This is a genomic window from Vibrio cincinnatiensis DSM 19608 (assembly GCF_900167345.1).
Lineage (GTDB): Bacteria > Pseudomonadota > Gammaproteobacteria > Enterobacterales > Vibrionaceae > Vibrio > Vibrio cincinnatiensis.
This window is the reverse complement of record NZ_FUXB01000018.1, coordinates 47,429-59,946: the sequence shown is the minus strand read 5'-3', so window position 1 is coordinate 59,946 and position 12,518 is coordinate 47,429. Positions and strand designations below refer to the sequence as shown.

Annotated in this window: 11 protein-coding genes and 3 tRNA genes; 1 reads left to right on the top strand and 13 read right to left on the bottom strand. The window is 45.0% G+C overall.

What is annotated here, in order from left to right; genetic code table 11:
• Nucleotides 1-131: 131 nt before the first annotated feature.
• From B5D54_RS14965 to cysP, 13 genes are all read right to left on the bottom strand, one after another.
• A tRNA-Ser gene (locus B5D54_RS14965) sits at nt 132-224 on the bottom strand.
• A gap of 22 nt (nt 225-246) precedes the next feature.
• Nucleotides 247-323 (bottom strand) — tRNA-Arg (locus B5D54_RS14960).
• Between the two features lie 32 nt (nt 324-355).
• Nucleotides 356-448: transfer RNA gene (locus B5D54_RS14955), tRNA-Ser, on the bottom strand.
• A gap of 226 nt (nt 449-674) precedes the next feature.
• Nucleotides 675-872, bottom strand: coding sequence for a carbon storage regulator CsrA (gene csrA / locus B5D54_RS14950; protein WP_009847619.1), 198 nt, complete (start codon nt 870-872; stop codon nt 675-677).
• A 90-nt stretch (nt 873-962) separates the two neighbouring features.
• Nucleotides 963-2,150, bottom strand: coding sequence for an aspartate kinase (locus B5D54_RS14945; protein WP_078927362.1), 1,188 nt, complete (start codon nt 2,148-2,150; stop codon nt 963-965).
• A gap of 200 nt (nt 2,151-2,350) precedes the next feature.
• Nucleotides 2,351-4,933 carry an alanine--tRNA ligase gene (gene alaS / locus B5D54_RS14940; RefSeq protein WP_078927361.1) on the bottom strand — a complete coding sequence of 861 codons (2,583 nt, stop codon included), beginning with the start codon at nt 4,931-4,933 and terminating at the stop codon, nt 2,351-2,353.
• 151 nt (nt 4,934-5,084) lie between these two features.
• Entirely contained in the window at nt 5,085-5,576 is a 492-nt protein-coding gene (gene recX, locus B5D54_RS14935; RefSeq protein WP_078927360.1) for a recombination regulator RecX, read from the bottom strand.
• 60 nt (nt 5,577-5,636) lie between these two features.
• A complete protein-coding gene (gene recA, locus B5D54_RS14930; protein ID WP_078927359.1) occupies nt 5,637-6,686 on the bottom strand; it encodes a recombinase RecA in 1,050 nt (349 codons plus the stop codon).
• Nucleotides 6,687-6,828: 142 nt separating this feature from the next.
• Nucleotides 6,829-7,320, bottom strand: a complete 492-nt coding sequence (pncC, locus tag B5D54_RS14925) for a nicotinamide-nucleotide amidase (protein ID WP_078927358.1) — start codon at nt 7,318-7,320, stop codon at nt 6,829-6,831.
• 113 nt (nt 7,321-7,433) lie between these two features.
• Nucleotides 7,434-8,561 carry a sulfate/molybdate ABC transporter ATP-binding protein gene (locus B5D54_RS14920; protein WP_078927357.1) on the bottom strand — a complete coding sequence of 376 codons (1,128 nt, stop codon included), beginning with the start codon at nt 8,559-8,561 and terminating at the stop codon, nt 7,434-7,436.
• Entirely contained in the window at nt 8,558-9,421 is an 864-nt protein-coding gene (gene cysW / locus B5D54_RS14915) for a sulfate ABC transporter permease subunit CysW (protein ID WP_078927356.1), read from the bottom strand. Before cysW ends, B5D54_RS14920 begins: the two co-directional genes overlap by 4 nt.
• A gap of 11 nt (nt 9,422-9,432) precedes the next feature.
• Nucleotides 9,433-10,290, bottom strand: a complete 858-nt coding sequence (gene cysT / locus B5D54_RS14910; protein ID WP_078927355.1) for a sulfate/thiosulfate ABC transporter permease CysT — start codon at nt 10,288-10,290, stop codon at nt 9,433-9,435.
• Between the two features lie 61 nt (nt 10,291-10,351).
• On the bottom strand, nt 10,352-11,353 hold the full coding sequence (cysP, locus tag B5D54_RS14905; protein ID WP_078927354.1) for a thiosulfate ABC transporter substrate-binding protein CysP: 1,002 nt from the start codon (nt 11,351-11,353) through the stop codon (nt 10,352-10,354).
• Nucleotides 11,354-11,568: 215 nt separating this feature from the next.
• Here cysP and cysM point away from each other — a divergent pair, with 215 nt between their 5' ends.
• Nucleotides 11,569-12,459 (top strand): cysteine synthase CysM, encoded by an 891-nt coding sequence (gene cysM / locus B5D54_RS14900; RefSeq protein WP_078927353.1) that lies wholly within the window; start codon nt 11,569-11,571, stop codon nt 12,457-12,459.
• Nucleotides 12,460-12,518: the final 59 nt, after the last annotated feature.

Sequence of the window (12,518 nt, the reverse complement as noted above, 5' to 3'; positions counted from 1 at the left end):
GGAGGATTCGAACCTCCGACCGCCTGGTTCGTAGCCAGGTACTCTATCCAGCTGAGCTATGAGCGCGCAGAATGTGAAATACATCACACGTTACTATTTTGAAACAAAAAAGTTGACCAAAGGCCAACAAATGGCGGTGAGGGAGGGATTCGAACCCTCGATACGGCTATAAACCGTATACTCCCTTAGCAGGGGAGCGCCTTCAGCCTCTCGGCCACCTCACCACAGACATGTTTCAATATAATATGGCGCGTCCTGGAGGATTCGAACCTCCGACCGCCTGGTTCGTAGCCAGGTACTCTATCCAGCTGAGCTAAGGACGCGCTATTGCTTAACAATATAAGCACCGCAAGAATGGCGGTGAGGGAGGGATTCGAACCCTCGATACGGCTATAAACCGTATACTCCCTTAGCAGGGGAGCGCCTTCAGCCTCTCGGCCACCTCACCGTCTTGCGGAGGCACATATTACGATTTACCAAAAATATGTCAAACACTTTCTTGGCAAAAGATTTAAAAAAAACGTTAACCGTTGGCTATTTAACCAAAGCGTCGAGTTTTTACCCTTTCCCTTTAACACCGTCGATTTAACCAGTTTTAAAGGCCAATAACACTGAGGTTCTTAATGAGCATTAAAAATAAATAAGGCTGGTCAACGCCAGCCTTATCTCGATAATTAGTAGTTGCCAGGTGCAACGTTACCATTACCTTTTTCAGCTTGAATGCGCATGTAAATTTCTTCACGGTGTACAGATACTTCTTTTGGAGCGTTAACACCAATCCGTACTTGGTTACCTTTTACGCCCAAAACAGTGACGGTTACTTCATCACCGATCATCAGTGTTTCGCCAACGCGGCGAGTCAAAATTAGCATTCTTTGCTCCTTGAGTAATCTCTGTATTATCTTGCAACTACGCTATTATCCACTAAAAGTCATATTTCAGTAAACTTTATTACATCTAAATCAGCCTAAAAACGCCTGTTTAGCCTGAAATGCCAGCGAAGTATCCGAATTAATATAAGCCTTGTGCAAAATATTAGCCGCATTATCTACCTTGTGCGGCGCAAGCATTAACATTAGTGATTGTGAGCCTGTAGAAACATAATGCACATCAATGTCCTGTTCGGCCAATAATGTGCGTGAATGCTCTATCAAGGTAGGGGCTTGCAGCCCAACAGTGGTTAGCAAGCTCACAGGCTCACTATTGCGGATTTTATCGTTGAACACCAGATCCAACTTCGCATAAGCATCCTGTTTTATCACTACAGCCGTCCATTCTGCTTCCTCGATCACATTCCACAGTTCAATACCCAACATGTGACACTGTTTAGTTATCATGGATACATCGCCCTGCTCCACCCGAACTAACAACATCTCTCGTTGAATTGCAATGCCGCAAATATTCTGTGTACTGTGATCGCCTTTGATTAAACTGCCCGGATTAATATCGAAGGTAGACAATACTCTTAATGGTACTTGATTTTTCCAAGCAAATTGAACACACGGTAAGTGCAAGACTTTCGCACCTTTACGAGCCATCTCTTCCATGGAAGGAAAGTCTATCACCTCTAATTTTTTGGCCGATGAAACAATACGAGGATCACAGGTATACACACCATCCACATCGGTAAAAATTTGGCATTCATCAGCTTTTAATGCCCCCGCTAATGCGACAGCGCTGGTATCTGAGCCCCCACGACCTAATGTGGTAATATCCCCATTTTTATTGACACCTTGAAAGCCGGCAATGATAACAATGATCTCTTGTTCTAATAATTCACTGATAGCTTGAGTGTCAATGGATTGAATCGTGGCCTCATTATGCTGGCTATCCGTCACAATGTTGGCTTGCGTCCCGGTAAGAGAACGGGCTGGATAACCTAATTTATTTAAGGTCATCGCTAGTAAAGCCATCGAAACTTGTTCACCAGCAGAAAGCAAAACATCCAGTTCCCTTGCATTGGGGACACAATCGATTTGCTTAGCCAAACCTAACAATCGATTGGTTTCCCCTGCCATAGCAGAAACAACCACAACAACTTGATTACCATCATTCTTCGCTCTAATGATGTGTTCGGCCACGGTATGCATTCTCTCAATCGAACCTACCGACGTTCCACCAAACTTTTGCACGATAAGGGGCTTTTTCACCAGTATTCACCTTCCCAAGACAGAGTCTTATTGACTTACTCAATAAACAACCAGTTGATTATTCAGTAAGCTGTATAAACGACAAAACCAAGTAGATAATGGGTTATGCTTAAAATAACACCAATTACACCACTTGGTTAACTACATAAAATTACGCTCAATCAAAAGATAATTGATTGAGCGTAATTTATCACTATTTTTTATAGACGTTCAGCAATCCAAGCCTCAACGGAGGCTAAGGCCGAAGGTAATGCTTTTGCATCACTCCCTCCGGCTTGGGCCATATCAGGGCGACCACCGCCCTTACCGCCGACTTGCAATGCAACCATGTTCACCAATTCACCCGCTTTGATTTTTGCGGTTAAATCTTTGGTCACACCCGCGATTAGACCCACTTTATCATCCTCAACATTACCCAGCATGATAATACCGCTACCTAGTTGATTTTTCAGTTCATCAACCATACCGCGTAGAGCTTTATTATCAGCCCCTTCTAACTGAGCAACGAGAACTTTAACGCCCGAGATCTCTTTAACGCTATTCGTTAAACTGGCACTCGCTTGCGAGGCTAATTTATCTTTCAGATGTTGAATCTCTTTCTCTAACTGCTTCGCTTTTTGTGCCGCTTCTGAGAGTTTTTCTTCAAATTTATGTTGCTGTGTATCTAAAGCATCCAATGCGGTTTCACCGGTCACCGCTTCAATGCGGCGGATTCCAGCTGCGATCCCACCTTCAGAAAGAATCTTAAACAAGCCAATATCACCCGTATGTGAGGCATGAATACCGCCACATAATTCGGTTGAAAAATCCCCCATTGAAAGGACGCGCACTTGATCATCATATTTTTCACCGAACAGTGCCATCGCCCCTTTTTGTTTCGCCGACTCAATATCCATGATCGCTGTTTCAATTACATGGTTACGACGAATCTCGGCATTAACTAAGCGCTCAACTTCTTTTACTTCAGCAGCGGTCATTGCTTCAAGGTGAGAGAAGTCAAAGCGTAACCCTTCCGCTCTCACTAACGACCCTTTTTGAGCCACATGTTCGCCTAGCACTTGGCGAAGGGCGGCATGCAATAAGTGCGTTGCAGAGTGGTTAAGTGAAATCGCAGTACGGCGTTTAGCATCAACGATCGCTTCAACGTGATCTTCTTTGGCCATAACACCATCTTGCATCAAACCATGATGAGCAATGGCATTACCTAATTTCTGTGTGTCTTCAACTTTAAATATGCCTGATACTGTTTTTAATACACCAGTATCACCACATTGGCCGCCGGATTCCGCATAAAATGGGGTTTTCTCCAGTACGACAATCGCCTTATCACCAGCAGATAGAGCACTGACTTCTTCACCATCAATGAACATGGCGAGCACTGGGCTGCTCTCTTGCACCGCATGATAGCCACAGAATTCAGACTGGCCCTCAACCTTAATCAAACTGTTGTAGTCTGTACCAAAGTGTCCTGCTTCACGAGCACGCTGACGCTGCTCTTCCATTGCGGTTTCAAAACCCGCTTCATCAATGGTAAAACCACGCTCACGAGCCACATCATTGGTTAAATCGGCAGGAAAACCGTAAGTATCGTATAACTTGAAGACCGTTTCACCATCCAGCTCTTGTCCGGTTAACCCATCTAATGCTTCATTAAGAATAGCCATTCCCCGATCAAGAGTGCGGCCAAAGTTTTCTTCTTCGATGCGAAGGATTTTCTCAACCAAGGCTTGCTGTTTATGTAATTCTTTACCAGCACTGCCCATCACTTCAATCAGTGGGGTGACAAGTTTGTAGAAAAAGGCTCCTTGAGCGCCCAATTTATTACCATGGCGTACCGCTCGGCGAATAATGCGGCGTAATACATAGCCACGACCTTCGTTAGAAGGCATGACGCCATCGACGATCAAGAAAGCACACGAACGAATATGGTCAGCTAACACTCGCAATGATTGATTGGTCAGATCTTGATAACCAATCACTTCCGCTGCAGCTTTTATCAAGGTTTGGAAAACGTCGATCTCATAGTTGGAGTGCACACCTTGGGTGATCGCTGAGATACGTTCAATGCCCATTCCTGTATCAACTGAAGGTTTCGGTAAAGCTTCCATCTTTCCGTCGGCATGGCGATTAAACTGCATAAACACCACATTCCAGATTTCAATAAAACGGTCACCATCTTCTTCTGCCGATCCAGGAGGTCCACCCCAAATATGTTCGCCATGATCATAAAAGATCTCGGTGCAAGGGCCACAAGGTCCTGTATCCCCCATTTGCCAAAAGTTGTCAGACTCATACGCTTTACCACCGGGTTTATCACCGATACGGATGATACGATCTTGTGGAATACCGATGTTTTGATGCCAGATATCAAAGGCTTCATCATCCGTTTGATACACGGTGACAAGTAAGCGCTCTTTTGGCAACTGAAGCACTTCAGTTAGAAACTCCCATGCATATTGAATTGCATCTTCTTTGAAATAGTCACCAAAACTGAAGTTACCTAACATTTCAAAAAAGGTATGGTGACGAGCAGTAAAGCCGACATTTTCTAGATCGTTATGCTTACCCCCGGCACGCACACAGCGTTGGGCCGTTGTTGCACGCGTATAGGCGCGTTTCTCTAAGCCAAGAAAACAATCTTTAAACTGGTTCATCCCTGCGTTGGTAAATAACAGGGTCGGGTCATTAGCAGGCACCAATGATGAACTATCAACGATCTGGTGCCCTTTACTTTCAAAGAATGAGAGGAACGCGTGGCGAACCTCATCGGTGCTCATATACATGCAGCTCTTCCTGAATAACTCAAGTTAGAATTTTGCGCTATTGTAAAGCATGGATAAGACTTCGACTAGTTTTCTTAATTAAAAGCAGGAAATTGAAAGGCCCGAGATAAAAATGAGTGAAGGTAAGATGGCTTACTGGAAAAAACATTCATCAAGCAGATTCATTCTGGCCTTGATCGGATAACGCGTACTGGATTTGCTCAAAACTAAACCCACGGTACTGTAAAAAACGAATCCGCTTTGCTTGCTCTTTTCTATCGATATCAACCAAAGAATGAAATTTTTTCTCTGCCGTCTGTTTTGCTAGTTCAAACCAATCCACATCTATTTGCGTAAAAGCTGTCGAAATAACATCATCTCTCACTCGGTTTTGTTGTAAAGATTGACGAATCCGCCTCTCACCATGCCCCTTGCTTATATGCTGACGAATAACACTGAAGGTATAACGTAAATCATCGACATACCCATATTGTTGGCAATATAAGATGGCTTGCTCAACATCACGGCTTGAAAACCCTTTGCTCAGAAGCTTTTGCGAGAGTTCATATTGACTATGATCGCGGCGAGCCAATAACCCTAACGCATTCTCTTGGCAACGTCTCTTTGGCTTAGTTCCAGCCTCTCTTGGTGGGTGAAAAAACATCCAATGCTCCAATAAGAAAAAAGCCCTGCAATGCAGGGCCAGATAAACTGAGTGAACCGCTTATAACTCTTCTTCTTGCTCAGGCACAATACCGAACTCTGGCTCTTCAACTGCCACTTGTTCAGGGCTTAACAACATTTCGCGCAATTTGCTATCAATTGCTTTGGCTGACTCAGGATTTTCACGCAAGAATTTGCAAGCATTGGCTTTCCCTTGACCTATTTTATCACCGTTATAGCTATACCATGCGCCCGCTTTTTCAATCAGCTTATGTTTCACTCCCAGATCAACGAGCTCACCTTCACGGTTAAAACCTTGGCCATACATAATTTGGGTATTCGCTTCTTTAAACGGAGCCGCAATTTTATTTTTAACCACTTTAATACGAGTTTCATTCCCGACAACTTCATCTCCTTCTTTAATCGCACCCGTACGGCGGATATCAAGACGAACCGAAGCATAAAATTTTAGTGCGTTACCACCGGTTGTGGTTTCTGGGTTACCGAACATCACACCAATTTTCATCCGAATCTGGTTGATGAAGATACACATACAGTTAGACTGTTTGAGGTTGCCCGTTAATTTACGCATCGCTTGGGAAAGCATACGAGCCTGTAGCCCCATATGGCTATCGCCCATTTCCCCTTCAATTTCAGCTTTTGGTGTTAATGCAGCCACGGAGTCAACAACGATAACATCGACAGCCCCAGAGCGTGCTAACGCATCACATATTTCCAGTGCTTGTTCACCGGTATCTGGCTGAGACACAAGGAGCTCATCAATATTGACCCCCAGTTTGCGAGCATAAACGGGATCGAGAGCGTGTTCTGCATCGATAAAGGCACACGTTTTACCTTCTCGCTGCGCAGACGCAATCAATTCAAGGGTTAATGTAGTTTTACCTGACGATTCAGGGCCAAACACTTCCACGATTCGCCCCATTGGCAAACCGCCCGCGCCTAATGCGATATCCAGAGAAAGAGAACCCGTTGAAATGGTTTCAACATCCATGGCTCGGTTATCACCGAGGCGCATGATCGAGCCTTTACCGAATTGCTTTTCAATTTGACCAAGCGCGGCGGCCAATGCTTTTTGTTTATTCTCGTCCATTACTTTCTCCAGACTGTCACCCAAATGGTGAGCGGTGAATGCTTAGATAGTGTGTCGACAGGATCGTCAAGTTGCCGCCCATTATACTGTTGATTCATACAGTGTCTAGACCTGTATGAAAAAAATTGCGCTTAATATTAAGTTAACCGAGCCGTGGTAAATAATCTGCTAAGGTTTGCAAAGCATGAATAATGGCTTGCTGGCGAACTTGCGCTCGGTCCCCCAAAAAATGCCTTGTCTCAATTTTTTGCCAACCTTTGGTATCCGCCCAAGCAAAACAAACCGTTCCGACGGGCTTCTCTTCATTGCCACCATCCGGGCCAGCAATTCCACTGATCGCGACCCCGATTGTCGCTCGTGAATGCGCCAGTGCTCCTTGTACCATCTCTTGCACCACCGGCTCAGAAACAGCGCCAAATTCAACTAATGTTTCACTTTGAACGCCTATCATCTCTTGTTTCGCATCATTACTGTATGTCACAAAAGCACGCTCAAACCATGCAGAGCTGCCCGGAATGTCCGTGATAGCGAAAGCGACCCCGCCTCCTGTACACGACTCGGCACTGGTTAGCACTTGTTGGCTTCGTAATAATTGCAACCCTACTTGCTGGCTTAACGAAAATAGTGTTGTCATGTTCTTCTCCACGGATACCGATTAGGCGTATACCCTTACCACAGTTCGAAGGATGAGAAAATACAATGGGTACATCATCGTACCCATTGTATGTTCAAATTACCGAAAAGCGTTTAAATCTCAAACATCAAACTGTCAGGATCTAAGAATGGCCAGCGAATAACATAAGGAGCACTTTGTTGTTCACCAAAAAAGTAGCCGACTTGGGGGGTTGCAAAGGTGTGGTCTCCACGGGTTATCGAGTACTCACTTAATGCTCGATGAGTTAATTTGGCTTCCCAAAGTTCATCGCTTTTCCATCCGACCGGAGCCAGTTCAATACGCACTTCCGCACCAACCGGATTAACAGAAACGACCTCAAACGGTAACGATGCCTGACTGTTAGGCTTACGAGAAAGCGTTAACTCATGGCTGCGAACGTATAGCTTACCAGAGTAGTCAATGGCTTGTTCTTTTGGCGGTAAAATAAACGCCTGACCATTGGCCCATCGCTCATTTTGCCACTCAGCTTGGAACACATTCACATTACCGAAGAAATCAAATACAAACCGGCTATTAGGCTGCGCATAAAGTTGTACGGGAGAATCAATCTGCTCAATTCGCCCATTACTCATTACTACCACCCGATCTGACAGCTCTAAAGCTTCATCTTGATCATGGGTGACAAAGACACTGGTAAAACCCAATTCATTATGCAGATTGCGTAACCAACGGCGCAACTCTTTACGCACTTTGGCATCTAACGCCCCAAAGGGTTCATCTAACAACAACACTTCAGGTTTGGTCGCTAACGCCCTCGCTAGGGCAATACGCTGCTTCTGACCACCCGAAAGTTGCTCTGGATAACGATCGGCAAGATGCCCTAACTGAACAATCTCTAGTAGTTGTTTCACTCGTTGAGTAATGATCGCTGCCGCCGGTCTTTCGCGTCTATCCATTACTTGCAAACCGAAAGCGACATTATCCGCCACCGTCATATGACGAAAGAGCGCATAATTTTGAAAGACAAATCCGACTCGACGCTCACGAACATGCACATTGGTGACATTTCGATCACGAAAGTGAATCGTGCCGCTATCCGCCCCTTCTAGGCCGGCAATAATACGCAACAACGTCGTTTTTCCTGAACCTGATGGTCCAAGCAGACCGACCATCTCTCCATCGTCAATATGTAAAGAGAGCGGTGAGAGGGCTTGAAATTGACCAAAGTTTTTGGAGATATTATCTAAACGTATACTCATACCGTCTCTTGCTCACTGTTATTTTTTACTTGATTGCGCTCTTGTCGCCATTCCACATAAGCTTTAAAGATAAGGGTCAACAATGCGATAAAGGCTAATAATGAGGCGCTAGCAAACGCTGCTTCTGATTGATAATCTTCATAAAGGAGTTGTACATGCAGTGGCAAGGTATTCGTTTCACCACGAATATTCCCCGAGACAACTGCCACTGCCCCAAATTCACCAATAGCTCGAGCATTGGTTAGAATCACGCCATAAATGAGGGCCCATTTAATATTCGGTAGAGTGACTCGACGAAAAAGTTGCCACCACGATGCCCCTAAGATCACCGCCGCCTCTTCATCAGAACGCCCTTGCTGTTGCATTAATGGGATCAGCTCACGCGCCACATAAGGACAAGTCACAAAAATGGTCACCAGCAGAATCCCCGGCCAAGCAAACATGACTTGTAAATCCCGTTCAAATAACCATGCGCCTAACCAACCACTGCTGCCATACAATAGTAGATACAACAGCCCTGCGACCACGGGAGAGACTGCAAAAGGAATATCAATTAATGTCACTAGGATTTTTCGACCAGAAAATTCAAAGCGTGTCACAGCCCAAGCCAACAATACGCCAAAGATCAAATTGATCGGTACAGTAAGCAAGGCAACCAGTAATGTTAAACCAATCGCATGGCGAGTATCCGGTTCCAGCAAATTCTCGATATAACGGGATATGCCACTGGCAAATGCTTGCTGAAAGATACTGACTAATGGGATGATCAACAGCAAGGTCACCCAAAAGAGTGCCAGAGCAATCAAACTCCATTTTACCCAAGGGCTTTCACCGACACGTCGGGGTTGATGTCCACTCATCTTTTTATTCCTTAACGTCCATGAATACGACGCAGATACGCGCTTTGCCATACGTTAATGGCAAACAGCAGTAGTAAAGAGGTGATCAACACCACCGAGGCAATGGCACTGGCCGCAGGGAAATCGAACTCTTGCAGACGAACAAAAATCATCAATGACGTAATTTCACTGATATAAGGCATATTGCCTGCAATAAAAATGACCGCGCCAAACTCCCCTAAACTGCGCGTAAAGGATAAAGCCACCCCAACCAGTAGGGCTGGTCGAATAGACGGCATAATCACTTTCCAAAAGATGGCTCGATCTGAGGCACCTAATGTCATGCCTGCCTCTTCTTCTTCCTTAGATATTTCTTCTAATACGGGCTGAACGGTACGAACTACAAATGGAATACTGGTAAAAACCATCGCTAACACAATACCAAGTGGGGTATACGCGATTTTAATTCCCAGTGGTTCAAGAAGACTCCCGACCCAACCGTTTGATGAATAGAGTGTTGCTAACGTAATTCCGGCCACAGCGGTCGGTAGAGCAAAAGGTAAATCCACCAAAGCATCGAGAATTCGTTTACCATAAAAATCATAACGAACCAGTACCCAAGCTAATAGCAAGCCAAGTAACCCATTAAAAAGCGAAGCAATCAACGCCGTACCAGCCGTGACTTTATAACTGGCCACCACACGAGGATCGGCAATCACCTGCCAATATTCACTCAATGACATTTGGCTGGTTTGCATAATCAAGCCACTCGCAGGAAGCAGTAAGATTAAGCTGATAAAAAACAGCGATGTGCCAAGGCTAATACCAAAACCAGGCAAGACCCTTTTATGTCTAGGTCGAACAGCGGCAGCAGTGAGAGAATGACCCATAAACCCTCTAATCTCCATCACACATGAATTCGCCACTTGGTTAACAAGTGGCAATCATCTATTAACGACGTTGCAGTTGGTCTAGCTTTGCCCCATTCGCAAAATGTGTTTTCATTGCGTTATCCCAACCACCAACAATATTTTCAACGGTCAGGAGTTCAACTTCAGGAAAACGATCAGCAAATTCGGCCTTGATCTTTTCATGATGAATTCGGTAGTTAAACCCAGCTAACAGACGTTGAGCATCCTCACTGTATAAGTAGGATAGGTATTCTGAAGCAACTTCATAGGTTCCTTTTCGTTTTGCATTTCGTTCAACAACCGCTACTGGAAACTCAGCCAGAATTGAGGTTTTAGGCACAACAACCTGATAATCATCAACACCGTATTGCTCTCTAATATTATTCACCTCTGATTCAAACGTGATCAATACATCCCCTAATCCTCGTTCAACAAACGATGTGGTAGCCCCTCGGCCACCAGTATCAAACACTGCCACATTTGCCAGAAACTGTCTTAAAAAGGCGTCTTGTTCAGCTTGATTCTGCTTTCCGAAGGTTTTTTGTGCATAACCGAGTGCAGCAAGATAGGTATAACGAGCATTACCTGATGTTTTAGGGTTAGGAAACACCGATGAAACATCTGATCTAACCAAATCGCCCCAATCTTGAATATTTTTGGGATTTCCTTTACGAACTAAAAAAGCGGTGGTGGAGTAATAAGGCGAGCTGGCATTGGGAAATTTATCCTGCCAATTCGCATCAATCAGATTGCCACGATCATGTAGTACTTGAACATCTGTCACCTGATTAAACGTCACAACATCAGCAGATAAGCCTTGTAGAATTGAACGTGCTTGTGCAGAAGAACCGCCATGCGATTGGCGAATCTCGATATTTTTGCCCGTCTTTTCTTGCCAATGCTGTACAAATAATGGGTTATATGCGCTAAACAACTCTCGTGAAATGTCATAAGAGGAATTAAGGATGGTTTGCTCAGAGGCGGATACACTCAGAGAACCCGCCATAAATAGCGTTACTAACGCTGACTTGATAACTTTCATTTTTCCAACTCCGTAATCACTGCGCCATCATGGCTTGTTTAACGCTAGATTATGGGGAAAATGAATTATAACAAAGCGCATAACTAGAACTTTTTGGAATAACCTCTAGCAATAAATTGTATGCCCCTTTGATCGACATCCTTGTACTATAGAAATCAACCTGTTTATTTCATCACCATTACGGATCCACCCATCATTGTTTTAAGGATAAGCACGTGGCTGACTTTCCCACTATCGAAGCCTATGTCGGGCAAACCCCTCTGGTGCGTTTACAACGGCTCACCTCGCAGACGTCCAGTACAGTCTTAGTCAAACTTGAAGGCAATAACCCTGCTGGCTCTGTCAAGGATCGCCCTGCTCTCAACATGATCGTACAAGCAGAGCGCCGCGGCGACATTCAACCCGGTGATACCCTCATTGAAGCTACCAGTGGCAATACCGGCATTGCTTTAGCTATGGCGGCGGCGATTAAAGGTTACAAAATGATTTTAATCATGCCGGATAATGCAACCCAAGAGCGCAAAGATGCAATGCAAGCGTATGGTTGTGAACTGATCCTTGTCAGTAAAGAACAGGGAATGGAAGGTGCTAGAGATTTAGCCCTACAGATGCAAAGTGAAGGAAGAGGCAAGGTACTGGATCAATTTAATAACCCCGATAATCCCGATGCTCACTTTCATTCTACAGGGCCGGAAATCTGGCAACAAAGCCAAGGAAAAATCACCCACTTTGTTTCAAGCATGGGGACAACGGGCACCATCATGGGCACCTCACGCTACTTAAAATCACAAAACCCTGACATTACCATTGTCGGGCTTCAACCGGCTGAGGGAAGTGCAATTCCAGGGATCCGTCGCTGGCCAAAAGAGTACCTCCCTGGCATTTTTGAGCAGTCTCGTGTCGATGTGGTGCTCGATATTGAAGAACAAGATGCAATCAATACCGCTCGCGCCTTAGCCACACAAGAAGGGATCTGTGCGGGAGTAAGTTCTGGAGGGGCCGTTTTTGCTGCTCTACAAGTCGCCGAAGCAAACCCTGGCTCTGTCGTCGTCGCCATTATCTGCGATCGCGGTGATCGCTACCTCTCTTCCGGGCTCTTTTCTTAATCGCCATTATCGACCCAAGAGTGGTATCTCTTGACCACTCTTCTTTTCTTCTGCACGGC

Bases quoted from the DNA above. Each gene is read 5' to 3' on its own strand.
- cysT (WP_078927355.1), bottom strand. From the start codon at position 10,290: ATGGGTCATTCTCTCACTGCTGCCGCTGTTCGACCTAGACATAAAAGG.
- recX (WP_078927360.1), bottom strand. From the start codon at position 5,576: ATGTTTTTTCACCCACCAAGAGAGGCTGGAACTAAGCCAAAGAGACGT.
- cysW (WP_078927356.1), bottom strand. From the start codon at position 9,421: ATGAGTGGACATCAACCCCGACGTGTCGGTGAAAGCCCTTGGGTAAAA.
- alaS (WP_078927361.1), bottom strand. From the start codon at position 4,933: ATGTATATGAGCACCGATGAGGTTCGCCACGCGTTCCTCTCATTCTTT.
- cysP (WP_078927354.1), bottom strand. From the start codon at position 11,353: ATGAAAGTTATCAAGTCAGCGTTAGTAACGCTATTTATGGCGGGTTCT.
- B5D54_RS14920 (WP_078927357.1), bottom strand. From the start codon at position 8,561: ATGAGTATACGTTTAGATAATATCTCCAAAAACTTTGGTCAATTTCAA.
- recA (WP_078927359.1), bottom strand. From the start codon at position 6,686: ATGGACGAGAATAAACAAAAAGCATTGGCCGCCGCGCTTGGTCAAATT.
- csrA (WP_009847619.1), bottom strand. From the start codon at position 872: ATGCTAATTTTGACTCGCCGCGTTGGCGAAACACTGATGATCGGTGAT.
- pncC (WP_078927358.1), bottom strand. From the start codon at position 7,320: ATGACAACACTATTTTCGTTAAGCCAGCAAGTAGGGTTGCAATTATTA.